Below are 22,876 nucleotides of genomic sequence, written 5' to 3'. Positions count from 1 at the left end.
TCGGACTTGCCACGCTTGAGATAGTCGACTGTCATTGCGGCTCCGTTTCCCTGAAGGTGGGGGACGGCGGCTCAGGCGCCGTCGAGGCTCCTGCGCCAGTGCGCGACCGGGGCACCCGCGAGGAGCGCGGTGTGGTCGGAGCCCACGACGAGGAACCGGGCGCCGGCCGCGCGGTGCGCGGCGAGGTCCTCGTGCGGGGCGCAGTAGAGGCCGGTCGTCACGTCCGGCAGCGCGAGGATCCGGGCGGTCTCGCGGGCCACGTCGGGGTCGAAGAAATCGTCCCGTCCCGATCCCACCGCGAGGTCCGCGCGCCCGACGAACAGCGCGTCGACACCCTCGACCGCGGCGATCTCCGCGGCATTGCGCGCGCCCTCGGGATCCTCGATCTGGCAGACGAGCGCCACGGCGTCGCGGTTCGCGGCGAGATGATCGCGCAGCGGGCGCCGGCCATAGCCGGCCGCACGGGTCGTGCCGGCGAAGCCGCGCCCGCCCGCACCGTAGGTCATGCGGGCGACGAGGTCGCGCGCCTGGTCCGCGTCGGTCACGTGCGGCACGAGGATCCCCGCGGCGCCCGCATCCATCACCTGCAGGATCGTGGCGGCGCGGTCGTCGGGAACCCGCACGACCATCTCGAGGCCGAGCCCGCGTCCGGCGAGGATGGCGAGGTCGATCTCGGCCCGCCCGAACGGCGCGTGTTCGGCATCGATCACCACGGTGTCGAACCCCGCCGCCGCGAGCAGCTCGAGCACGATCGGATGCGGCGTCTTGTAGAACGTCCCGATCACCGTCTCGCCCCCGAGGAGCCTGTCCCTGAACGTCATTCCGCGGTCCTTTCCCTGAATCTGCCCAGCGGGCCGGCGCGGTCCTCCGGCCCCGTTCGGGCCCGGTCACCTAAGCGGCAGTGGTCGCCGCGTGCAACAATTTCGGGGCTGCGTGAAATTCTTTCACTCAATGCGTGGCGCGCAGCTTCATCTCGGCGGGCAGGATGCGGATGTCGCCGTCGCGGCGGTCCGGGTCGAAGATCATCGCGACCGCCTGCTGCAGCATGCGCCGCACCGGCTGGCGCACGGTGGTGAGCCGGTAGCTCTCCCACCCGGCCATGGGAATGTCGTCGAAGCCCACGATGGCGATGTCGTCCGGCACAGAGATCCCCTTGCGCCGCGCGACGTCGAGCGCGGCGAGCGCCATGACGTCGTTGCAGCAGAAGACCGCGTCGATCCGCGGCGTCGCCCCGAAGAGCGCCTCGGCCGCCGCGAGCGCGGTCTCGTAGCGGAAGCCGCCCAGCGCGGTGGCGGCGACCGCCTGCCCTGCCCCGTCGAGCGCGTCGGAAAAGCCCCGCGCCCGTTCGAGATGGGTCGAGGTGTCGGGAATGCCGCCGAGAAAGCCGATCCGCTGGCGGCCCCCGCCGAGCAGGAGCCGTGCCACGTCCTGTGCGCCGGCATAATTGTCGCAGCAGACGGCGTTCGAGTTCCGGTCGGCCTGGACGCGGTTGTAGTGCACGACCGGCATCCGCGCCGCCTGGCAGGCGCGCCCGAGGCGCGAGGACATCACCGCCGAGGCGACGATCGCGCCGTCCACGCGGTAGTCGAGCACCTGCTCGAGCACGTCGTCGACCCTCTTTCCCTCGGGGATCGAGTGGAAGATCATGCGGATCCCCCGCTCGAAGAGGATCTGCGACAGGACCTCGACAGTGGAGGGGTAGAACGGGTTCAGCATGTCGCCCACGACGAGCGCCACGGTCGGATGCCCGAACCCGTCCGAGAACCGCGCGGCGGGCCCGCTATAGCCGAGCTCCTTCGCGACGGCGAGGATCTCGGCCCGCTTTCCCGGGTCGATCGAGCCGCCGGGCCGGAACGCGCGCGACACCGCCGACACGGAATAGCCGGTGCGCTCCGCGATCACCCTGGCGGTGACGCGGCTCACGCGACCGGACCCCGCGCCTCCGGCGGGGGGCCCGCGTGCCGGGACCGTGGCGCCATGGGCGCTACCCGCGCCGGTCGACCACCGCCCGCACGGCGACGAGCACGATCAGCGCGCCCACCGCGGCGACCGCGAGCAGCAGCAGCAGGCCGCCCGCCGCCAGCACGCTGAGGCCGAGCGCCGCCAGCAGGAACGGCGTCACGAGCGCCGCGAGCACCCCGGCGACCAGGTAGAGCGGCATGTTCCGCCCCGCGACCCGCCCTGCAATGTAGCCGGAGGCGAGACCGACGGCGATCAGGAGCACCAGTGCCACGATCCCGACCGCTTCCACGAAACCTTCCATCTTGTCGTTCCTTGTCTTGTCCGAGACCACGTGCTGCCGCACTTGTCGCAGGTGCTCCGGCCGCCGTCCAGAACCTCGTGGCGCCCCGCCCGGGCGGGCGGGGCCGCGGGCCTCACCAGATGGCGTCCTGGCTGCCGCCCAGCTTGGAATTGCCGAGCGGGCGGAATTCCTCGACGAAGGCGGCGATCTCGGGTGCCTCGAAGAGCGACAGGTAGGCATCGGCCCAGGCAAGCTCGAACGCGGCCAGCTCGTCGTCGCCCGAGAAGTAGGTCTGCGCCTCGCCCGCCTTCTCGGTCACGAGGTCGGGATTTTCGAAAGCGCGCGGGATGAAGCCGACGACGCGGTGGATGCCGCCGTCGCAGGTCTCGAAAAGGTCGTAGCCGTCATCGTCGAGCAGCGCCGCGCTGACGACGAGCGGCGCCACCGCGTGCAGCTGGTAGTGCAGCGCGCGCGGGCCGCGGTCCATCTCGAGCGGCAGCGCGCCGTCCTCGTCGGCCTGGCAGGCGATCACGGCGGTTGTGTGGGCCGCCCAGGACTTGAGGTAGTCGTTGCCCGTGGCCTCGCCCGCCGAGGCCGCCGCAAGGCCCGCCCACGCGCGCAGATTGTTGCGGCTCGATCCCGGCGGTGCGTCGCGGTCGAAATAGTCGGCCGCCGCGCGGGCCCGCGCATCGAGCCAGCCCTCGATCGTCTCGGCCGCGTCCGGATCGACCTCCGCGGTCTGCCGGACCTGCAGGTAGGCCATGGCGATCCCCGCGATCCGCGCGGGGCTCGAGATCTGGGCGTTCATGGTCTCGAGCTCGCTCAGCGCGTCGGCATCGGCCCAGGCCAGGACCGCGTCGACCACGCAGGCGGCGGCGTCCCGGTCGCCGCGGGCGGCCGCGTTGGCCTTGGAGGCGAGGTCCTGGATGAAGTCGTCGATCGGGCCCAGCGCCTCGTTGACGGCGGCATTCGAGTCCGCGTCGAGATCCGAGCGGTCCTCGCTCTCGTCGGTGTAGCGGCTGCCATAGGACAGCGACACGACGGGTTCGGGCACGTCGATGCAGCCTTGCGCCGCATCGTCCTGCGCGGAGGCAAGCGACGGTGTCCCGGCCAGCATGGCGAGGGCGAGCGGGAGGGAGGGAAAGAGTTTCATTGTATCGGCTCCTTTGCGGTTTCGAGCATCCGGGTGGTTCTGATGGCGTCCTGGTTGCCGGCCTCCGCGGCACGCAGAAGCCAGGTATCCGCCATCTCGAGCGATCGTTCGACGCCAAGGCCGTAGGTGTAGGCCTCGGACAGGCGCAGCATGGCGGCGTCATTGCCCTGGCGCGCCGAGGCCGCCAGCAGCTCGGCATAGCGCCGCAGGTCGTCCGCGGTCTCGGCGTCCTCCTGCACCATCCGCGCGAGGTCGAGCTGCGCCGTGGCGTTGCCCTGGTCGGCCGAGGCCTGCAGGAGCGCGCGCCGGTCGATGCGCTTTTCGACCTCCGCCTGCACCGCCTCGGGGGCGAAACCCACCATGGTCAGCACCGACGGGATGTTCTGCGGCGGCGAGGACGAGATCATCCGCGCGTACAGGTCAACGGTCTCGGCCTCCGCGAGTTCGATCCGCCCCTCCTTTCCGAGGTTCAGGAGCCGCCGCATGGCAAGCGCGTAGCCCCGTTCGACACCCTCGCGGTAGAGCGTGGCGGCCCGGTCGACCGCCGCGTCCGAGGAGTCGAGGTCGCGCAGGGTATCGGCCGTCGCCACGTATTCCCAGCCGGTTCGGGCCGAGGCCACGGCGACGTCGATCCAGTGCGGCACGGCCTCCGTGCGGCCGAGCGCATCCATCGCGCGGGCCAGCGCCAGCGCGTTGCCGCTGTAGCACGGCATGACCGCACGGATGCGCCCGAGATAGTCGTCGACGGCCCCGGGGTCGCCGAGCCGGGTCAGCGCGAAGGCGAGCGCGGCGAAATCGCCGTTGCGGTCGATGGCGTCGCGGTAGGTCCGCCATGCCGCGTCGGCGTCGACGTCCTCGTCGAGCGCGACGATCATGCGGATCGCGCTCCCCTGCCCGTTCTCGGCGAGCGGCCGGACCAGCGACAGGATCTCGGCGCGCTCCTCTTCCGAAGCGATGCCGTCGTCCTCGAGCAGCCGGGCAAGCCCCATGCGCGCGCCGGTCTCGCCGGCCGCGACGCCCGCGCGCAGGAGCCGTTCGGCCCCGTCGCGGTCGCCGAGGGTGAGCGCGGTGTCGCCGCGGGCCTCGTGCGTCTGCCCGCCCTCGCGGCCGACCACGTCGACCAGGGGCGCCAGCGCGTCGTCGCCGCCGCGGATCTGCAGGAGGTTCGCAAGCGATGCGGCCCGCCCGTTGAGCGCCTGTGTCTGCAGCTGCGCAACCACGAACGGGTCCGGGTCCGCCGCCTGCGCGCGCACCTCTGCCGCCGTCAGGTCGACGGTCTTGTCGCCCGAGAACTCCTCCATCTCGACCCAGTACTCGTGCTTGGCCGGGTGCGGCGCCGTCGCCGCGCGGCAGCGATAGATCGCCTGCAGGTCCTGCATCGGGTCGGCGCGGCCGTTGGCCGAGACAACGCGGCGCAGGCGCGAGGTGACGTCCGCCACCTCCTGCTCGGTGTCGGCATAGCGCATCTCGATCTGCGCGAGCCGGCTGCGCGCGGGCACCTGGTAGGGGTCGAGCGACAGCGCCTTGTGGAACAGTTCCTCCGCGCGCGCCTCGCCGGCCCAGCGGCCCTCGTGCACGAGCAGCATGTTGCCGAGCCGGGAATAGACCCAGGCCGGCGGCTCCTCGAGCCCGGTCATGCGCTCGAGGAGCGCGATGATCTCGCCCGTGTCCTCGCGCGAGCCGCTCGAGCGCGCCCGCTTGAGGTTCACGAGGCGCGTGAGGCCCGTCTCGTCGCCGAGATCGGCCGCCCTGCGATAGATCTCCTCGGCCCGGTCGACGTCCTTCGGCACAAGTCCGCCGGTGGCGTACATGCGCCCGAGTTCCAGCATCGCATAGGTCAGGCCGGCGTCGGCCGCCTGTTCGAGCAGCGACACCATCACCTCGGGGTCCCGCGCGATCCGGTTCGCGGCCACGTGCATCTGCGCGGCCTGCCACGCGCCGTTGCTGCCGCCGAGGCGGGCCGACAGGCGATACCATTCCTCGGCGAGCGCGGGATCGGCCGCCACCACGTCGCCGGTCTGGTAATGGTCGGCGATCTGGTTGATGCGATCGCAGACGCGCGCGTCGACGCTGCCCAGCATGCCGCCGAAGGCCAGCGGCACCGCGACCTCGGGATCGATGCCCAACGCCTCGACGGTCTCGCCGGGCTCGGTCTGCGCGACGAGTTGCAGGATCGCGTCCGGGTGTCCGGCAAAGGCCGCGTCGCGCAGGAAGTCCTCGGCGCGGGCGGGGTCGGCCTCGGTGCCGATGCCGTCGCGCAGGAGCTCTGCCGCCATAAGCTTGGACTTGGTCGATCCCGTCGGCGCGACCTCGAGGAGCCGCGCGACCAGCCCTTCCTCGCGCAGCGTGCCGAGGTTGTCCTCGGCGATCAGCAGGTCGATGCGGTCGAGCATCCGGTCGATGTCGTCGTAGCTGTCGACCTCGCGGAGCAGCAGGTCGTTCACGGCGCGGATCGTGTCCGCCCAGCGCGTAACGTCCATCTGCGCGAGCAGGCGCAGGTCGCGCCGGACAAGAGGGATCGGCCGGTCCGGGAGCGCGGTGCCCTCCCAGCCGTTCCAGCGCTCGGCGAGCACGTGCTTGGGCGCGCGCGCCACGCAGACGTCGCGGGCCTCGATCTCGGGCGGCGCGAAGCGCACCGCGATCGGCTCCGCCTCCGCGCGCGGCGCGCAGAGGGTGAAGGCCGCGGCGGCGAGGGCGACGGCGCCGCCTGCTCGGGTCGGGTGCATGGGGAACCTCCTCGGGCGTGTGCGGGTCTGGCGGCGGATCATTCCGCGTAAGTGCTGGTCATGGCGTCCGCGGACACCTCGCCGGCGCCGCCGCTCACGACCACCGTCGTGCCGGTGCCGCGGCGCAGGTCGACGGGGGCGAGCGCGGCAAGCGTCTCCTGCCCGTCGCGGACCTCGAAGGTGAGTGTCAGCGGCGCCTTGAGGCCCACGCCGTCATGGCCGCCCGACGCGACGTCCTGCAGCGCCACGGTGTCCGCCTCGACCGCGTAGAGGTCGACGCCCGCGCGGTCGGTCAGGTTGTAGAGGAGAAGGTCCGCCTGGGCCGGGCTGTCCCGCACCGCGTCCTCGACCAGCGTGCCGCCGGCGAAGGTGTAGTGCATGTTCGCGCCGACCTCGACCTCTCGGCCGTCCTCGACGCCATCGATGACGAGCGTTCCGGGCGAGACCTCGACATAGGGCGAGACGCCCGCATCGGTCAGGTCGACGTCCTGCCCGTCAATGGTCGCTGACAGTGTGTCGGGCGCGATCACCCGGACGAAGGACGCATCGGGCGCGCCCGGATCGGGATAGAGCCCGCCGTCCTGCGCCAGCGCGGCCGGTGCAGCGGCGCCTGCGACGGAGAGGAACGCGAGGGTGGCGGAGGTGAAACGTGCGATCATGATTGGATGTCCTTGGTGGTGCAGAGTTCGAGCCGCGCGCCGTCCCGCGCCGGCTGGTCGAGGTCCACGCGGACCCGGGCGAGCGTCTCGCTCCAGAGCGGCGCGGCATATTGGTAGAACCACCGCGTCGCGTCGTAGCGCGCCGGGCGGCTGATGGTGGCCGACACCTCGATCCCGTCGGCATCGACGAAGGTGAATTCGGCCTGGCGCCCCGTGGGCGCGCCGGTGTCGACGCGCACGAAGCCGTCGCGCGGCAGCGTGTCGGCGCCGATATCCGCCACGAGCCGGGAGGGCCCGGGCATGCTCGTCTCGAGCGGCCGGCAGGAACTGGCGGCAGCGGCGGCGAGCTCGCGCAGGGGCGTCTCGCCGAACTCGCCGAGATTGTTGTAGATCGGGTTCTCCCAGATCACGAAGGCCGGCGGGTTGTCGTGGTAGTCCTCGGACAGGAGGTAGGAGGTGATCCCGCCGAACTGGTTGCCACCGGTGATCGCGTAGTCCGCGACCGCCGCGCCCGCCGCGTCGGCGAGGAAGCCCTCGAAGTGGAAATCGGTCTCGGCCGACATGGAGGTGCCGGTCAGCGCGATGGGCGGGCCCGCGGCCTCGGCGGCGAAGATGCCGCCGCTCGCGTCGCCGGCACTTTCCGCCGTGGTCTCGAAATACGGCATCTCGACGCGCGGGATCGACTGCGCGCAATGGGCCTGGATGCGCTTGCGCATCTCGGAATAGCGCTGGTGCATCTCGCCCGTCTCGGTGGTGTAGGCCGTCTTCTCGATGTCGCCGTAGGCGGGCGCGGCGCGGATGATCTCGGCCACCGCCCCGGCCACGGCGCGGGCGCCGTCGGGGGACCAGTGGAAATCGGTGGCGAGGAAGGGATCGCCCTCGGCCGCGCGCATGGCGCCCATGCTGTCCACCGTGGTCACGCCATGCGCCTCGAGCGTGGCGAGGAAGTCGCGGTAGACCGTCTCGGCGATGCCGATGTCGAAGCCGTAGCCTGCCGCGGCCGCGGGCAGCGTGGCCGGCATGGCGAGGCTCTTCGTCGGCACCGGCACGTAGATCAGGGTCGTTCCGCGCGCCGCGAGCGCGTCCGAAATGGCGCCCATCATGCTGGCGGTCTGGGGCGACAGCGCGTGGTTGTTCCGCATGTCGAGGTTCAGACGGTAGAAGACGCCGTCGCGGCCCTCGAGCGCGGCCATGGGATCGGCCGACTGCAGGCCCTGGCAGCCGAAGCCAGAGCCCGCGCCGCTGTCCGCTTGCGCCGCGGCGCCGCCGGCGGCCGCGATGCAGGCGGCGATGGAAAGAAGAAGTGTCCTGTAGGTCATTGGGTCGCCTCTGCAGTCTGGTCCGGCCCGATCGTCCCGGCGCGGACCTGGTCGCGGAGGGCCGCGGCCGCCGCGCGGGTGCCGAGCTCCTCCGAGGTCATGGCAATCTCGAGCAGCGCCACGAGGCGGTCCTGCCCGATGTCGTAGTCGCGGTCCGACAGCGCCTCCTTGGCAAGCCGCATGGCCGCGTCGGTGTCGCCGGCCTCGGCCATCTCGGTCAGGAGGGTCGCCACCCGGTCGGGGCGGCGCCCGAAGGGGTGCCCGCTCTCGTAGAAGTCGAGCAGCGCCGCCTCGGCGCGTTCGCTGCCGCGCACGGCCAGCGACCGCAGCGCGTTCTCGAGGTGATCGAGCCGGCGGTCCGAGAACTCGAGGTCGCGCCGGCCGAGAAGGTCGACCAGCTTCCACACGGCGTAGTCGCGCCCCGCATAGGCGGCGGTCGCGTAGTAGAACGCCGCCGGACCCACGAGGTCGGGATCGTCCATGTGCAGGAGCCGCTCGGCATATTCGAACGCCGCGAGCCCGTCGCCCGCATCGGCGAGTCGCCGCATGTCCTGGAACGAGATCCACTGGTCGTTCAGCATCCGGCGGCGCAAGAGGCGCAGCTCGGCGGTGGGCAGGTCGGTGGTGTGGCGCACCCGGTCGTCGAGCACGCGCACGAGCGGCGGGGACAGAAGCGCGGCCGCGTCGTGCGACGGCAGCGGCCCCAACGGCGCGGCCTGCGCACCGCCGGCCAGGAGGGCCGCCGCGGCGGCCCAGAAACGGATGTCAGCCATGGAGGATCTCCGTGTCGTCACCCTCGGCCTCGGCGGGCACCCCGAGATAGCGCACCGGGTATTCCCAGATCACCACGTCGGGGGCCTCGCGCCCGAGGGCGGGGTCGGTCAGCAGGTCGCGCATGGGTGCCACGGGTCCGCGGCCCTCCTGCGCGAGGTTCAGGATGTCGCGGCCGAGCGCGATCTTGAGAGCCGGCACGAAGCTCCAGTTCTCGTTGGCGCTGTAGCTGGTGCCGACGAGGGCCGCGCCGATGGCGTCGGAGCCTTCGGCGAAGATGCCGCCGCGGGCCGCGTCCGGGTCCTCGGCCACGTAGGGCGTCACCCGTTCGGGCGCGATGCCCACGAGCGGCGCGACCGCGTCCGAGGTCACGAAGGACACGAGGTCGCCCACGAATTCCTCCGGCCGCGCCGGTGTCTTCTCGAACGCCGTGTCACCCCGCGGCACGTGGCCGGATGCGGCCACGGCCGCCGCCACGCGCCGCGCGCCTTCGGGGGTCCAGTGGGTGTCGCTGGTCAGGAAGACCGGCGCCTCGCCGCGTGCCTCGACAAGCGCGGGACGCGTGTCGACGGACGCGATGCCGCGCGCCGCGAGACCGGCCCGGAAGGCCGCGTACTGCGCTTCCATCGCCGCCCCGGCCTGCGGCAGGCCCGCGTCGCGGTAGACGTCGACCTTGGCCGGGACCGGCACCACGACGAGGTCCGTGCCATGCGCCGCGAGTCGGTCGCGCGCCTCTTCGGCCTGCGCCAGCGCCCGGTCGAACTGGCCCGCATCCGCCGGAATCATCTCCTCGTCGGTGAAAAGCCAGTCGTCGGCGCCCACGGTGACACCGTCGCGGCCCTCGCCCACCAGAAGGTAGCGGCCGGCCCCGATCAGGCTCACCGCCGTGCCGCGATGGGGCAGCGCCGCGGCATAGAGCCCGTTGAGGCTGTCGGCGCGGGCACCGGTGACGATGTCGCCCTCGGGCGCACCGCCGAGGCCGTCGTCGCCGAGGAAGATCTCGACGTTGACGAAGGCGGCGTAGCCCAGGAACAGCGCCGGCAGGGCGTGCCGGATCGCGAAAAGAAGCGTCTGCATCGCGCTCTCCTCAGAACTGGAAATATAGGAAGGGCGAAAAGCTCTGCTCGGCGAGCTTGAGCACGGTGAGCGCGGCGAGCGTGGTGACCAGCGCCGAGGGCACGACCGCGCTCGCGACCGTCAGCGTGCCGTCGGCGCGCGGCGCGAAGGCCCCGCCCGAGAGCCGGCGCAGGCGCGGCTCGAGCGCCGCCACCAGCGCCGCGATCGCCACGAAGGCGAGGCCCTCGCCGGTCAGGTCGAACGCGGCGGCCGCGTCCATCCGCACGCCGTTGAGACCCAGCATCCCGGCATAGACGTCGAGCGCGTCGGGCACGCTGGCCGCGCGGAAGGTCACCCAGCCCACGAGCACGACAAGGAGCGTGCGGCCGAGCGCGAGCGGCGTGCGCGACCGGGCGAGGCCCGTCGCGCGCTCGAGCGCGAGCCACCCACCATGCCAGACGCCCCAGAGCACGTAGGTCCAGGCGGCGCCGTGCCAGAGCCCGCCCAGCACCATCACCGTCATCAGGTTGACGTAGGTCCGGGCATTGCCGACGCGGTTCCCGCCGAGCGGGATGTAGAGGTAGTCGCGCAGCCAGACCGAGAGCGAGATGTGCCAGCGCCGCCAGAACTCGGTGATCGATCGCGAGATGTAGGGCGCATCGAAATTCTCGATGAACCGGAAGCCCAGCATGCGGCCGAGCCCGATCGCCATGTCGGAATAGCCGGAAAAGTCGAAGTAGAGCTGCAGCATGTACGCCGCCGCCCCGAGCCAGGCGAGCGTCAGCGAGGGGTTCCCGCCCGAGAAGGCGAGGTCCGCCACCGGCGCCACCGCATCGGCCAGGAGCACCTTCTTGGCGAGGCCGATGAAGAAGCGGCTCATGCCGTCCGAGAACAGCTCGACCGAGTGGGTGCGGTGGCGGAACTGGCCGGCGAGGTCCTTGTAGCGCAGGATCGGCCCCGCGATGAGCTGCGGGAAGAGCGCGATGAATGCCATGAAGTCGATGAGCCGCACGTCGTCCGGCGCGTCCCCGCGATGGGTGTCGACAAGGTAGCTGACCGACTGGAACACGTAGAACGACACGCCGATGGGCAGGAGGATCTGCCAGTGCACGCCGATCTGGTCCGGCGTCGTGCCGAAGAGCGCGGTCAGGCTGTCGAGGAAGAAAACGGCGTACTTGAAGACGCCGAGCACGCCGAGGCAGCCCGCGACACCGATGCCGGTCCAGAGCCTGCGCGCCCGGTCCGTCCCCGCATGCCGGATGCGCCGGCCGACAAGGTAGGTGAACACGGTCGTGCCGACGAGAAGCAGCAGGAAATCCACCCGCCACCACGCGTAGAACACGTAGGATCCCGCAAGCAGCGTCAGCGATTTCCAGCGCCAGGGCGTCAGGTAGTAGAGCGCGAGGAAGGCGGGCAGGAAGAGGAACAGGAAGGTTTCGGAGGAAAAGACCATCAGGCGGGCTCTCCTTGCGAACAGGCGTCGAAGGCGTTCTGGGCGGCGTCGCGGCGCAGGGCGCGCGCCGGGGACGCCGACACGCCGCTGACCTCGATGTCGGCGCGGCCGCTGCCCCGCGCGGCGCGCAGGTAGACCGGCGTCAGCTGGTCGAGATCGCCCGACAACAGCCGCGGCAGCTGCGCGCTGAGATCGTTGCGGGCGAGCCGCAGCTCGGCGAGACCGGTGCCGCGGATGCCCGAGCGGTTGTCCTGCAGCGTGTTGTGAACGAGCAGCGCCGCGGCGTCCGCCTGCTGGTCGGCGATGGCGATCCCCGCGCCCGCATTGCCAGCGATGACGTTGCCCTCGAGGATCAGCGCGCCCGCACCGTCGGCGCGGATGCCGCCGCCATCGTTGGCGCTGACCACGTTGTAGGACAGCCGCGTGCAGCGCGCGCCCTCGGCCACCGTGATGGCGGTGCCGGCGAAGCCCCTGGCGAAGTTCTCGACCAGCGTCACGTCGCGGGCGCCGTCGTCGACACGCACGGCCTTGCCCGCGCCGCCGCGGAACGAATTGCTGGCGACCTCGAGGCCGCTCATGTTCGACACGCGCAGCGCGTGGCCTCCGCCGGTGCCGGCGAAGGTGTTGTCCCGCACGACGCCGCCCGCGCCGTCCGAGAGCTGCAGCGCGGTGCCGCGCGCGCCCTCGAAGCGGTTGCCGAGGACGCGCGGCGCGTCGATGCCTGCGAACACGACCCCGCGCACGTCGCGGAAGGTGTTGCCGGTCATCGGTGCGGCGTCGCCCCCGCGAAGGAGGCCGCGGCCGCTGAGCGAGACGCCCGCGCTGTAGGTTTCGGTCCCGAAGCCCAGGCCCGACAGGGTGCTGTCGCGGAGGGCGAGGCTGCCCTGTCCGACCCCGGCGAGGAACGGCCGCACCGCGTCCCGGTCCGGACGGCCGCCCGCGACCCGCACCTCGGCCCCCGCAATGCGGGTGCGGCCGAAGGACAGGAGGAACGCCGGCGCCGCGCGGTCGAGGACCAGGTTCGTGCCGGCCCCGACCGACAGCTCGGCCCCCTGGAGGACGACGATCGGCAGGGTCGCGGTCACCCTGTCGCCCGAGCGCGCGAGCGCCCCCGGGCTTCCGGTATCCTCCACGAGGGCCGCGAGTTCCTTCAGCGTCACGGCCCCCGACTGCAGGTAGATCGCGCGCGCGGGAGCGTCCCCGGCCTCCGGGGCGAGCGCGGTCCCCGCGTCGTCCCCGGTCGCGGTCACGAGCTGCATGAGCGCGAGACGCACGTTCGAGATGGACACCGACGGCCCGTCCTGCGCCGCAGCCGGGGTGGCCGCGCCGAGGGAGAACGCCAGCGCGAACGCCGTCAGGATGCGGACGAGATCACGCAAAGGCCCGGTCCCTCGTCGCATGCGCCGCCTTCTCGGCGGGCGTGAGCCGCACGGTCACGAACCGCAGCGGCACGCGGCCGGAATTGCGCACGCTGACGCGCTGGCCGGCGGCGATGGTGACATGCGCGCCGCTCTCGCGGGGGGTATCGCGGTTGCAGGTCGGGCCGTCGATCTGCGCGCAGCCCTCCGCGACGGCCAGCATCGTGGCGCCGGGACCCGGGGCCTCGACGACGATCTGCTCGCTGTCCTCCAGCACGTGCTCGCTCACGCGGTCGGAGGCGGGCGCGGGATCTGGCGCGGTCTCCCGGGCGACATCGGCGGCCACGTGCGAGACGACCTCGACCCGGCCGTCTGCCTTGAGCACGGAGACCGCCTCCTTCACCTTCTGCGCGTTCTTGTGGTTCGTCACCAGCAGCGCGTCGGCGGTGTCGACGATGATGACGTCCTCGAGGCCGATGACCGTCACCAGCTTGTCGTTGGCGCGGATCAGCGAATTGCTGGTCTCGATGCACATGACCTCGCCGGACGACACGTTGCCGTCGGCGCTCTTGTCGCCGAGGCTGTGCACGGCGGTCCAGGCGCCCACGTCGCTCCAGTCCACGTCGGTCGGCGCGACCGAGACGAGGTCCGAGCGTTCGAAGATCAGCCGCTCGGTCGGCTCCTCCTCGGCGGCGCCGAAGCTCTCAGCGTCGAGCACGATGCCGGTCCGCGAGGGGGTCGCACCGTCGACCGCGGCGCGCACCGCGGCGAGCGTCTCGGGCTGGTGCACCGCGAACTCCCCGATCAGCACGTCGGCCCGCATCAGGCTGATGCCCGATGCCCAGAAGGTCCTGCCTTCCGCGATCAGGCTCTCGGCGAGCTCGAGCGACGGCTTCTCGATGAAGCTCTCGACATCGTGCAGGCCGCCGTGCCCGTCGATCGGCGCACCGGCCGAGATGTAGCCGAAGCCGGTCTCGGCATGGCGCGGCACGATCCCGAAGAGGACGATGCGGCCTTCCGAGGCGCCGCGCGCCATCTCGGTCACGGTGATGTTGAGATCGCCCGTGATCGCGTGGTCGGAGGGAAGCACGAGCATCAGGGCTTGCGGGTCCGTCTCGGCGAGGCGCAGCGCGGCGGCGAGGACGGCGGGGCCGGTATTGCGGCCCACCGGTTCGCCGATGAACTGGCCGGTCACGCCCACGGCGGACAGCTGCTTCTCGAGGAGATCCTCCTCGGAGGCGCTCGCCACCAGCAGAGGGTCGGCGAAAACGCCGCCGTGGTGGCGCAGGACGGTCGCCTGCAGGAAGCTCGGCCCGCCATTGCCGTCGAAGGACTGGAACTGCTTGGGCTGGCGGATCCGGGACATCGGCCAGAGCCGGGTCCCCATACCGCCGGAAAGCACAACTGGAACGATTTTGGTCACTGGTCTTCTCCGGACTGAATGTCGTTGCTGGAAAGGTCTGCACCGGACGCCCGGCCCCAGAGGGCGGTCACCCGGTCCCGGGCATCTGCGATGGCGGGCGCGGCGGCATCGAAGAGGCGCTCGCCCTGCGCCGCGATGGCGCGTCCGGCCTCGAGGACCGGCGCGATCGGCGCGAAGGCGTCGCGGGTGACGCTCAGCGCGGCCACCTGCCCCTCTGTGCCGGGGGCAAGGTCGATGGCGGGCACGAGCGTCGCCTCGACCGCATCCCCCGCCGATCCGGTCCCCGGCACACGGAACGTGTCGTCGAGGCGCGCCTCGAAATCCTGTCCGCCGGGCAGCGCCACGTCGACGGTGCCGGTGCGCTGGATCTCGAAGAGCAGGCCCTGCGGCAGCCGCGCCTCGATCACCAGCGGCGCGTCGCCCTCGGACAGCGCGACCACCGGCTCGCCCGCGAGAACGGTGCTGCCCTCGGCGACGGACACGGGCGTCGCCGTGCAGTCGCACGGCATCGCGACCGACAGCGTCTCGCCCCCGGTCGTGTCCACGGCATAGAGCACCTCGCCCTGCCCGGCCCCGGTGTCGAGGAACGACAGCTGGCCGTCGGCGGTGGCGCGCATGGTCTGGCCCTGCGGCACGACCCGGCCCGGCGTCGCGATGTCGGTGGTGAAGAGCCGCGCCTGCACCAGCGCCACGGCGAACAGCAGGAGCGCCACGGTCAGGGCCAGGACCCCGACGCTCGCGATACCGGTCCTGAGGCGCTGCAGGACGCCGCGGCGCGGTGCCGCGGGCTTGCCGCCCCGGCCCTGCGCCAGCGACCCGCTGCGGATCAGCGCGCCGGCCGAGGTCAGGTCGCCAGAAATGTAGTCGTTCAGGACCTTGCGCAGCTGCGCGTGGTGCTCGCCCGTCGGGTTGGTGAAGTAGAGCGCCGCCGTGGTGCTGTCCTCGACCGACACCCGCGCGTCGGGCGTCAGCACGAGCTGGAAGCCCGGGAACTCGAACACGAGGCGCACGACGTGCTCGGTGCCGTGCAGCGAGCGGTCGACGAGGCCCGAAAGCCGCGCCTCGACCAGGGACAGGCCCTCGCCCGCATAGCGCCGGCCGTCGATGACCGCGTTGAACGGGATGTCGAGCAGCGGGTACTCGTTGCCGGAATGGTGCGGCGCGGGGGCCGCGCCGGCGGGCGGTGCCGCGGTTCCGGTTGGGGAAGTCTGGCTCATGGCATTGTTCCTGCTGAAGATCTCACACCAGCCCCGTCATCAGGAGGACCCCGAGGGTCAGCCATCCGACGGCGAGGGTGTGCATGAAGGTTGAGGATGCGGCGCGCAGGCGCTGGCCGAGCGGCCGGCGCACGGCGGCCGTCGCGGCCGATTGGCGGGTCCAGCGCTGCACGTCGAGCCGGAAGAGGGCGTAGCTCTTCACCGCCGCGCCGACGATCTGGCCGAAGTAGAGAAGCGGCGGGTAGACGATCGGGAACCCGCCCCCTCGGAAGAGCGACAGCGCGCCGCAGAATACGTAGCGGGTGAACATGACCCAGGCGATGTAGGCCGGGATCACCGCCGGCGCGGCGAGGAGCGCCGTCAGCGCGATCGCGATCGGGCCGAACAGCGTGGTCCAGATCGACACGCGCTGGTCGAGGATCGACCACCAGGTGAAGACCCCGATGCGGCGCGGTCCGAGCGCGAGCGCCCGCCCGTTGGTGCGCAGCATGTTCCCGAACCAGCGCTTCATCAGCGCGACCGCGCTCTCGACGAAGCCCGGCATGGGCTGGCTTTCCATCGAGACCGAGGCGACGTCCGGCAGGTAGGTCATCCGGTAGCCGCGGCTCAGGAGCCAGTACCAGGTCGACTTGTCGTCGCCGGTCAGGAAGTCGATGCGGCCGAGCCGCCAGTGGTCGATGTGGTCGTGCTGGACCTGCGCCACGAAGGACGGATCGGTCGCGAGATCGGCGCGGAACACCGACATGCGCCCGGTCAGGGTCAGCACGCGCCCGCCAAACGCCATCGACGACATCATCATCTGGCGCTGCATGAAACGCAGGTCGAACCAGTGCGCGAAGAGCGGCGCATCGGGGATCTCGACCGTCTCGTCGGTGGTAAGCGCTCCCACCCGCGGGTCGGTGAAGAACGGCGCGGTGCGCTCGACGATGTCCTCGGGCACGCAGCTGTCGCCGTCGACGAAGATCATCACGTCACGCGCGCTCGGCGCCTCGCGCTGCATCAGCCGCAACGAGCGGGCGATGGCGTCGCGCTTGCCGCTGCCGGGAATCTGGTCGACCACCAGCTTGACCCCGTCGAGGCCCGTCCGCCGCGCCTCGAACAGGTCGCGGATCACCCGCGCGTCGGCGCCGTCGACCACGGAGGCGACAATCGTCGCCCCGCCGCGCGACCGCGCCGCCGCCGCGAAGATCGAGGCGTAGACCCGCGCGGTGACCTCGGGCTCGATCTTGTAGGTGGTGACCATGAAATAGCCGTGCGCGGGCACCGGGCGCGCGGCATAGGCCGCCTCGGCCCGGCGGCGCTGGCGCGGATAGCGGCGACGCACATAGGCCATTCCGCGCGCGAAGTTGATCCCGGCCCAGCTGTAGCGCCAGAGCCCGATCACCCCGAGCGTCAGGATCGCCTCCTCGGCGCCCGCGAAGGTCCGGTCGTGGACCGCGAGGCCGAGGGCGACGAACGCCGCGACATATGCGAGGTGTCCGATCATCGCGGCTTACCAGCAGATGCCCTGGTAGCCCGCGGAAGAGACCATCGAGGGGTCGATGCGGTCGAGATCGACGATGCGGCGGTTGCCGGCGGATTCGCGGATGCGCGCCTCGACCTCGGGATACTTGTTGCCGACCACGATCACCTCGGAGCGTTCGATCAGCTTGTCGATGTCCGATTCCATCCGGTTCCCGAGATCCGGCACCACCGCGTTGCCGCGGCCGATGGCCGAGGGATCGTTCCGGAACGCGGTCGACACGTAGGGGTCGTAGATCTGCACGTCCTGCCCCTGCTCGATCAGCCGCGCCGCCAGTTCCGCCAGCGGGCTCTCGCGCAGGTCGTCCGTGCCGGACTTGAAGCTGACGCCCACGAGGCCGACCGCCTTGGTCGCCGCCGAGCGCACCATCGATTCCGCGCGCCCGATCTGGGCGTCGTTCGCCTCGAGGATCGCGTTCAGGAGCGGGGTCGGCACCTTTGCCCTTGCCCCCACGTGGCGCAGCGCGCGGACGTCCTTGGGCAGGCAGGAGCCGCCGAAGGCGAAGCCCGGCCGCAGGAAGGCCGGCGACATGGCGACCTTGTGGTCCGAGCAGAGGATCCGCATCACGGTCTGGCCGTCGAGGTCGTTCGCCTTGGCAATGTTGCCGATCTCGTTGGCGAAGCTGATCTTCATCGCGCGCCAGGAATTCGACGTGTACTTGACCATCTCGGCGGTGCGGATGTCCGTTCGGTTCATCTCGCACGGCAGGTCGTGGTTGATGTCGGACAGCAGCGTCTCTGTCCGGTCGTCGAGCACGCCGAACACGATCAGGCCCGGATCGTAATAGTCCTCGATCGCCGTGCTCTCGCGCAGGAATTCGGGGAAGTAGCCGACGCCGAAGCCGGTCCCGGCGCGCAGGCCCGAGGCGGCCTCCATCGTCGGGATGCAGACCTCCTCCATGGTGCCGGGCACGATGGTCGAGCGCATGACGACCGAGTGGAAGGCGTCCTTGTTGCCGATCGCGCGGCCGAGATCCTCGCAGACCGACACGACGTAGTTCAGGCCGACCGCGCCGTCGGGGGCGCTCGGCGTGCCGACGCACACGAACGAGACGTCGGTGCCGCGGACCGCTTCCTCGGCCGAGGTGGTCGCGCGGAGCTTGCCCGCTCCGACGACCTCGGCGACGAGCGCGTCGAGGTCCTTTTCGACGATCGGGGGGCGGCCCGCGTTCAGGGCGTCGACCTTGGCGCGGTCCACATCCACCGCGATGACCTCGTGCCCGTCCCGGGCGAGGCACGCGGCGGAGACGATACCGACGTAGCCGATGCCGAAGACGCTGATACGTGACATGCTTGTTCCTCTTCGTTTGTCCGATCGGCCTGTCGGCCGCGAACCTGATAACCTGATCCGCCGCACCGCAGCGGGATGGCGGCAGGACTAGACAGGTTGGCGAAGAGGTTTCAGTCCGGAATATTCCGCAATCGGGTGTAGGACGTTGGGGAGGACCGGGGGATTAATCCCGACGGCGTGTGGGGCAATTCCCCACAGGCGTTCCCGGGATTGGAGTTTCGCCCGACATCTTTCGCCCGGAAACCGGAAACGACAGGGTCGTTGACGGGCGGCTCGCGCGATATCCGGGAGCGGTGGCGAATGTTCCCGAAAATTTTTTCGACTTCCTCGAAAATTCTTCGGACACAACCCTCAGCGTGCAAACCCGGCTGCGTGACGGACGCTTATGTCCGCCTGACATAAGCCGATTTTCAGATGCAACAACTTAAGGTTGCGACCACCTGAGGCGATGACGTTACGGCCTCTGGATCGGCCCGGAGTTGTCCCCAGCCGGACGTGGAACAGATACGCCGCCCGTCAATTATTATGCCTGACAGCACGGCGCAATTTCGCCCAAATTGCAGAAGAACGATGGAGGGACATTCATGGCAACCGCGTGCAAGACATCAGGATCCGCGGGAATTCTCATCGTCGACGAATCCCTGATCCTCGTTCATGCGATCGCCGACGCGGTCTCGCGACAGCCGGACATGCAGGGCCTCGGCCGCAGTGCGCCGCACTGCATCCCGCGCGACATTCCGACCTCGCCGCCGCCCACCATCGCCGTGCTGAACCCGCTCCAGGGTGACCTAGCACCCTCCGACCTCGTGCAGCATTTCCGCGAGGACCGGGGCGTGCAGGACCTCGTGGCCTACCTGCCGCAGGACGCGGCCTGCGCGGCGCATGCCTGCCTTCGCGCGGGGTTCGCCGCCGTGGTGTCGCGCGACCGGTCCATGGACAAGCTGGTCACGGCGATCTCGACCGTGCTCGCCGACGGCATCTATGCCGACGAGCAGTACGGCCCGCTGTCCGACACGATGATCGCCCCGGAGCCGAAGGCGCAGGACCCGTTCGGCCTGACGCCGCGCGAGCAGTCCGTGCTCGAGGGCGTGGCCCGCGGCGCCAGCAGCAAGGAGGTTGCCCGCGATCTCGGGATCAGTCCCAAGACGGTGGAGACCCACCGGGCGCGGGCCATGCGCAAGCTGGGCCTCACCGCGCGCTCCGAGCTGGTGGAGCATTCCCGCCTGAACGGATGGTGAGGCCGGCGGCATGGATTCCCGAAGAACCGACAGGATCGCGGTCGCGGACGACTGCCCGATCTTCGCCGATGCCGCGGCCCGGCTCCTGTGCGACGCGTTCGACCTCGCGGACGGCGCCTGCCCGGTCATCGCGCCCTTCGTCGCCGACGCGGTCGTCGAGGCGCGGCCCGACCTCCTGATCCTCGACCCGCTCTTCGTGCGGCCTCTGGACCACCTCGTGCCGCAATGGCGCCTCGAGGCGCCGTCGATGCGGCTGTTCGCATTTGCAACCCGCCCGACGATCGAGCTCGCGCGGTTCTGCCTCGGCCTCGGCTTTCACGGCTTCCTGCCCAAGACCGCGGATGCCGCGACGCTGGTCCGGGCAGTGCGGGTCGTGGTGAAGGGCGGCAATTTCATCGACAGGACGGTCGGGCGCCGGCTGATGACCGACAGCGCGGTACCGGATGTGCGCCCGCTGACGCGGCGCGAGGAGGACGTGCTGAAACGCACGAGCCTCGGCTTTTCCAACCGCGAGATCGCGCGCGTGCTCGACCTGAGCCCGAAGACGGTCGATTCCCACCGCGCGCGCGGCATGAACAAGCTGGGTCTCGGCGCGCGCAGCGAACTGGTGCGCTTTGCCGCCGCGAACGGCTGGCTCAGCTAGACGCCGAAGGCGCCGGCGGAAACACCGCCGGCGCAGGGGCTTGCCAGCCTCAGAACAGGAAGCTGTCCTCCGCGAGGTGCGGCCCCGAGCCGAGATCGAGCAGGTCCGTCACGCGGTCGGCATGGGCCAGGACCGCCTCGGGCGTCAGGTCGCCCCGCGCGCCGGCCCGGTCGAGGATCGCGCCGTCCGACACGCGGTAGGCCGCGTCGTCGAAGACCAGCCACTCGACCTCCTCCACCCGGTCGCGGTGCTGATCGCCCGCGCGGTCGTCGACCTCCAGCCGGTGGCCGTCGCCCCCGAGGGCGACGAGCCGGAAGTCGTCGATCGACCCCGTGTAAAGCGCCACGTCTTCGCCGGCCCCGCCGACCAGGCTGTCGCGTCCCGCGCCCCCGATCAGCACGTCGTCGCCCGCGCCGCCCCGCAGGATGTCGTGGCTTCCCGCGCCGTCGAGCCAGGAGCCGCGATCGTCGCCGGTGATGTCGTCGCGCCGCGCCGACCCGACCGCGTGACGCACGGTGACGATGTTGGCGTCCGCATCGGTTGGCGCCCCGTAATGCGTGCCTTCCGTGTTCACGAAGACCGTGGGCGAGATCACGTCCGATTCGGCATCCCGCAGGCTGCGGTCCACCCGCACGACGTTTCCGTGGTCCCGCCCGCCGTGGAAGTTGATGTCCCGGTCGGTGCTCTCCACATGGACCTCGTTGTTCACCGCCGATCGCCACGAGGCGAAGACCACCGAGTGACGCATGTCCATGTCGTTGAGCCCGGTGAAGGCGCTGTCGTAGACGTCGCGGATCTGCAGCGCGTAACCGTTCCCCCCGGCGCCCTTGTTGTGGGCCCCGGTCATCGTCAGCCCGTCCGCCTGCACCGCGCGTGACAGCGCGACGTTGGTCCCGAGGGACGGCACGTCGTGCGCGACGATGTCCGTCAGCCGGAGATCCGACGTTCCCTCCACCTCGATCACCGCAGTCCGGTTGTAGCGGTCTTCGGTGTTCGAGAAGTCCGACGGATCGGCCCGGCCAAGACCGTAGGACACGGTGAAGCCACCGAGCGTGACGTCGCTGACGAGGTCGATTTCCTGCACGATCGTGTCGGAGGGGTCGAAGTCGAAATGCAGCCCGCTTGCCAGCGTCAGCTCGGCGCCGTCCACCGCCTGCACCTCGACGATCGAGGCACGCAGCGGCGCATCCTCGCGCCAGGCGCGGTCACCGATCGAATCGAGGAAGTCCGGCGTCGTCTCGCGCTCGAGATAGACGAAATCGCCCGCCTCGAAGCCGTGGTCCGCGGTCTCGAGCGTGATGGCCCGCGCCCCCTCGTCCGCGGCCCGCGACAGCGCGACCTCGCCCGAGAGCGTGCCATGGCCGACGCGGAACGCCTCCTGCCCGAGCCCGTCCACCCGGATGGTCACGGCGTCCGAGCTGGCGCCCAGAAGGGACACGTCGTCGCGCAGGATCTCGATCGTCCTGTCGAACCTGTAGGTTCCGGGTGCCATCGCGATGACGGTGCCCGCCGGGCTGTCCGCGATCAGCGCCTGCAACTCGTCCGCGGTGATGTCGTCCGAGACCGTGACGTGGGGCTCTGGCCCCGGCCGCACCGGCGCCGGCACGTCCGGTACGCCGCGATCCTCCTCCGGATCGACACGGTTCCCCGGGGCGTCGCGCGGCGCCTCGCCGCCCTGCCCCGGATCCGCCGCGAAGGTCACGCCCCCGCCCGCGTCGCCGTCCACGACGAAGCCGCCGGACACGGTCTCTCCCGGCGCCACCGCGTCGAAGGTGACGCGGTAACGGCCATCCTCCAGCGCCTCGATCTCTGCGCCCCAGTGCTTGCGGATGGTGCCCTCGATCTCGATGATGGCGGTGACCGGACCGGGTGTCCCGGTGTCGTTGGTCACGGTCATGTCCGCCACGTACCCGTCTGCCCAACTCTTCCTGATGGTCGCGTCTTTTCGCATGTTCATGCGTTCTTCCTTTCGGGCCGCACAGCCCACATAGTCGTCGTTTCACTGCCCAGTGCCGTGCCCGGGACATTGTCAAACACTTGAAAACACGCTCACTCGCTCGCCCCTCGCACGCAGCGACCCCTATACCGCCCAACTATGATGGCAGACAATTTATATTCCGGCGGAGAACAAATCGGAATCGGAAGCATGCCGCCGATATCTCGGCAGGCATTTGCGCATTCGACCGGATTGCAGAAAGTTAATCACACATGAGATTTTTGTTCGGCCAGCGATCGACCTTGGTCTGCGCGATCGTGCGTAAACTCGGACGCGGCTGCGCCGAGAGGACAGCCCTCGCTGAGCCCGCCGCGACGGGGCACCGGCGGCACTGCCCCCGGCATCGCTCCGACTCTTCCGGACGCGCCTTTGGCGGGGCTTGACGTTGTTGCAGCAGGGGACGGTGGAGCGGCGTTCGAGATCGACGGGGACGTTTTCGACTTTCGGCAGCTGGACGCGGCGCCCGGGCTGCGCGGGATGCAGTCCCTGACCTATTCGGGGGCGGGCGGCCCGGGCACGGTCCGGGTCGTGGAGAGCTTCGGGGACATGAGCCTCGTGCAGGTGTTCATCGGCGCCGACGGGCTTATGGAGCTGGGCGTCCTGATCGACGACGGCGCGGTCGTCGCGGCGAGCTGCGGCGCGGGGGATTTCGTGCTCTGAGCCGGGTGCGCGGGGCGCGCTCCTGCCCCGGCCGGACGGTGGCCTGGGGGTTTGGGCCGGGGGTCCGGGACGTTGCGCGGAACACCAAAACGCCGCTGCCTGATTGGGCGCGGCGTTTTTTTGTATTGCTGGTTGCGGGGGTAGGATTTG

At 70.8% G+C, this 22,876-nt stretch carries 19 protein-coding genes; 3 read left to right on the top strand and 16 right to left on the bottom strand.

The window, feature by feature from the left end; genetic code table 11:
- Positions 1-71: 71 nt before the first annotated feature.
- The 15 genes from RISW2_RS20860 to RISW2_RS20790 all read right to left on the bottom strand — a co-directional run bounded on the left by RISW2_RS20860 (position 72) and on the right by RISW2_RS20790 (position 18,189).
- Positions 72-821 (bottom strand): HpcH/HpaI aldolase family protein, encoded by a 750-nt coding sequence (locus tag RISW2_RS20860; RefSeq protein WP_043774680.1) that lies wholly within the window; start codon positions 819-821, stop codon positions 72-74.
- A gap of 127 nt (positions 822-948) precedes the next feature.
- Entirely contained in the window at positions 949-1,923 is a 975-nt protein-coding gene (locus RISW2_RS20855; RefSeq protein WP_043774678.1) for a LacI family DNA-binding transcriptional regulator, read from the bottom strand.
- Between the two features lie 61 nt (positions 1,924-1,984).
- Positions 1,985-2,263 (bottom strand): hypothetical protein, encoded by a 279-nt coding sequence (locus RISW2_RS20850; protein WP_043774677.1) that lies wholly within the window; start codon positions 2,261-2,263, stop codon positions 1,985-1,987.
- A 112-nt stretch (positions 2,264-2,375) separates the two neighbouring features.
- Positions 2,376-3,395: an alginate lyase family protein gene (locus RISW2_RS20845; protein ID WP_043774692.1), complete on the bottom strand. Its 1,020-nt coding sequence runs from the start codon at positions 3,393-3,395 to the stop codon at positions 2,376-2,378.
- A complete protein-coding gene (locus RISW2_RS20840; protein ID WP_043774675.1) occupies positions 3,392-6,121 on the bottom strand; it encodes an SEL1-like repeat protein in 2,730 nt (909 codons plus the stop codon). Before RISW2_RS20840 ends, RISW2_RS20845 begins: the two co-directional genes overlap by 4 nt.
- A 38-nt stretch (positions 6,122-6,159) precedes the next feature.
- Positions 6,160-6,780 (bottom strand): alginate O-acetyltransferase AlgF, encoded by a 621-nt coding sequence (locus tag RISW2_RS20835; RefSeq protein WP_051492237.1) that lies wholly within the window; start codon positions 6,778-6,780, stop codon positions 6,160-6,162.
- On the bottom strand, positions 6,777-8,099 hold the full coding sequence (locus RISW2_RS20830; protein WP_051492235.1) for an alginate O-acetyltransferase AlgX-related protein: 1,323 nt from the start codon (positions 8,097-8,099) through the stop codon (positions 6,777-6,779). Before RISW2_RS20830 ends, RISW2_RS20835 begins: the two co-directional genes overlap by 4 nt.
- Positions 8,096-8,872 (bottom strand): hypothetical protein, encoded by a 777-nt coding sequence (locus RISW2_RS20825; protein ID WP_043774673.1) that lies wholly within the window; start codon positions 8,870-8,872, stop codon positions 8,096-8,098. Before RISW2_RS20825 ends, RISW2_RS20830 begins: the two co-directional genes overlap by 4 nt.
- Positions 8,865-9,947 carry an alginate O-acetyltransferase AlgX-related protein gene (locus tag RISW2_RS20820; RefSeq protein ID WP_051492233.1) on the bottom strand — a complete coding sequence of 361 codons (1,083 nt, stop codon included), beginning with the start codon at positions 9,945-9,947 and terminating at the stop codon, positions 8,865-8,867. The genes RISW2_RS20825 and RISW2_RS20820 overlap by 8 nt, the downstream gene beginning before the upstream one ends.
- A gap of 10 nt (positions 9,948-9,957) precedes the next feature.
- Positions 9,958-11,379, bottom strand: coding sequence for an MBOAT family O-acyltransferase (locus RISW2_RS20815; RefSeq protein WP_043774671.1), 1,422 nt, complete (start codon positions 11,377-11,379; stop codon positions 9,958-9,960).
- Positions 11,379-12,758: a right-handed parallel beta-helix repeat-containing protein gene (locus RISW2_RS20810; RefSeq protein ID WP_043774669.1), complete on the bottom strand. Its 1,380-nt coding sequence runs from the start codon at positions 12,756-12,758 to the stop codon at positions 11,379-11,381. Before RISW2_RS20810 ends, RISW2_RS20815 begins: the two co-directional genes overlap by 1 nt.
- Positions 12,751-14,139: a mannose-1-phosphate guanylyltransferase gene (locus RISW2_RS20805; RefSeq protein WP_280113182.1), complete on the bottom strand. Its 1,389-nt coding sequence runs from the start codon at positions 14,137-14,139 to the stop codon at positions 12,751-12,753. Before RISW2_RS20805 ends, RISW2_RS20810 begins: the two co-directional genes overlap by 8 nt.
- Before the next feature lie 17 nt (positions 14,140-14,156).
- Positions 14,157-15,377 carry a hypothetical protein gene (locus tag RISW2_RS23705; RefSeq protein ID WP_051492229.1) on the bottom strand — a complete coding sequence of 407 codons (1,221 nt, stop codon included), beginning with the start codon at positions 15,375-15,377 and terminating at the stop codon, positions 14,157-14,159.
- Between the two features lie 22 nt (positions 15,378-15,399).
- On the bottom strand, positions 15,400-16,863 hold the full coding sequence (locus RISW2_RS20795; RefSeq protein WP_043774667.1) for a glycosyltransferase: 1,464 nt from the start codon (positions 16,861-16,863) through the stop codon (positions 15,400-15,402).
- Between the two features lie 6 nt (positions 16,864-16,869).
- Positions 16,870-18,189 carry a nucleotide sugar dehydrogenase gene (locus RISW2_RS20790; RefSeq protein ID WP_043774665.1) on the bottom strand — a complete coding sequence of 440 codons (1,320 nt, stop codon included), beginning with the start codon at positions 18,187-18,189 and terminating at the stop codon, positions 16,870-16,872.
- A gap of 584 nt (positions 18,190-18,773) precedes the next feature.
- Between RISW2_RS20790 and RISW2_RS23700 the strand changes: the two genes are divergently transcribed.
- Positions 18,774-19,427, top strand: a complete 654-nt coding sequence (locus RISW2_RS23700) for a response regulator transcription factor (protein WP_051492227.1) — start codon at positions 18,774-18,776, stop codon at positions 19,425-19,427.
- 10 nt (positions 19,428-19,437) lie between these two features.
- Positions 19,438-20,070 (top strand): response regulator transcription factor, encoded by a 633-nt coding sequence (locus tag RISW2_RS23695; RefSeq protein WP_051492226.1) that lies wholly within the window; start codon positions 19,438-19,440, stop codon positions 20,068-20,070.
- A 49-nt stretch (positions 20,071-20,119) separates the two neighbouring features.
- Here the strand turns inward: RISW2_RS23695 and RISW2_RS20775 are convergent, their stop codons facing one another.
- A complete protein-coding gene (locus RISW2_RS20775; RefSeq protein ID WP_051492224.1) occupies positions 20,120-22,027 on the bottom strand; it encodes a calcium-binding protein in 1,908 nt (635 codons plus the stop codon).
- A gap of 516 nt (positions 22,028-22,543) precedes the next feature.
- On the opposite strand from RISW2_RS20775, the gene RISW2_RS24740 reads away from it, so the two are divergent.
- Positions 22,544-22,726 (top strand): hypothetical protein, encoded by a 183-nt coding sequence (locus RISW2_RS24740; protein ID WP_156943923.1) that lies wholly within the window; start codon positions 22,544-22,546, stop codon positions 22,724-22,726.
- Positions 22,727-22,876: the final 150 nt, after the last annotated feature.

The organism is Roseivivax isoporae LMG 25204 (assembly GCF_000521865.1).
Lineage (GTDB): Bacteria > Pseudomonadota > Alphaproteobacteria > Rhodobacterales > Rhodobacteraceae > Roseivivax > Roseivivax isoporae.
Note: the sequence above shows the minus strand (reverse complement) of the source record. Positions and strands in the feature narration are given on the sequence as shown.

Bases quoted from the DNA above. Each gene is read 5' to 3' on its own strand.
- RISW2_RS20795 (WP_043774667.1), bottom strand. From the start codon at position 16,863: ATGATCGGACACCTCGCATATGTCGCGGCGTTCGTCGCCCTCGGCCTC.
- RISW2_RS20830 (WP_051492235.1), bottom strand. From the start codon at position 8,099: ATGACCTACAGGACACTTCTTCTTTCCATCGCCGCCTGCATCGCGGCC.
- RISW2_RS20790 (WP_043774665.1), bottom strand. From the start codon at position 18,189: ATGTCACGTATCAGCGTCTTCGGCATCGGCTACGTCGGTATCGTCTCC.
- RISW2_RS23700 (WP_051492227.1), top strand. From the start codon at position 18,774: ATGGCAACCGCGTGCAAGACATCAGGATCCGCGGGAATTCTCATCGTC.
- RISW2_RS24740 (WP_156943923.1), top strand. From the start codon at position 22,544: ATGCAGTCCCTGACCTATTCGGGGGCGGGCGGCCCGGGCACGGTCCGG.
- RISW2_RS20775 (WP_051492224.1), bottom strand. From the start codon at position 22,027: ATGAACATGCGAAAAGACGCGACCATCAGGAAGAGTTGGGCAGACGGG.
- RISW2_RS20850 (WP_043774677.1), bottom strand. From the start codon at position 2,263: ATGGAAGGTTTCGTGGAAGCGGTCGGGATCGTGGCACTGGTGCTCCTG.
- RISW2_RS20815 (WP_043774671.1), bottom strand. From the start codon at position 11,379: ATGGTCTTTTCCTCCGAAACCTTCCTGTTCCTCTTCCTGCCCGCCTTC.
- RISW2_RS20820 (WP_051492233.1), bottom strand. From the start codon at position 9,947: ATGCAGACGCTTCTTTTCGCGATCCGGCACGCCCTGCCGGCGCTGTTC.
- RISW2_RS20825 (WP_043774673.1), bottom strand. From the start codon at position 8,872: ATGGCTGACATCCGTTTCTGGGCCGCCGCGGCGGCCCTCCTGGCCGGC.
- RISW2_RS23695 (WP_051492226.1), top strand. From the start codon at position 19,438: ATGGATTCCCGAAGAACCGACAGGATCGCGGTCGCGGACGACTGCCCG.
- RISW2_RS20845 (WP_043774692.1), bottom strand. From the start codon at position 3,395: ATGAAACTCTTTCCCTCCCTCCCGCTCGCCCTCGCCATGCTGGCCGGG.
- RISW2_RS20860 (WP_043774680.1), bottom strand. From the start codon at position 821: ATGACGTTCAGGGACAGGCTCCTCGGGGGCGAGACGGTGATCGGGACG.
- RISW2_RS20835 (WP_051492237.1), bottom strand. From the start codon at position 6,780: ATGATCGCACGTTTCACCTCCGCCACCCTCGCGTTCCTCTCCGTCGCA.
- RISW2_RS20840 (WP_043774675.1), bottom strand. From the start codon at position 6,121: ATGCACCCGACCCGAGCAGGCGGCGCCGTCGCCCTCGCCGCCGCGGCC.
- RISW2_RS23705 (WP_051492229.1), bottom strand. From the start codon at position 15,377: ATGAGCCAGACTTCCCCAACCGGAACCGCGGCACCGCCCGCCGGCGCG.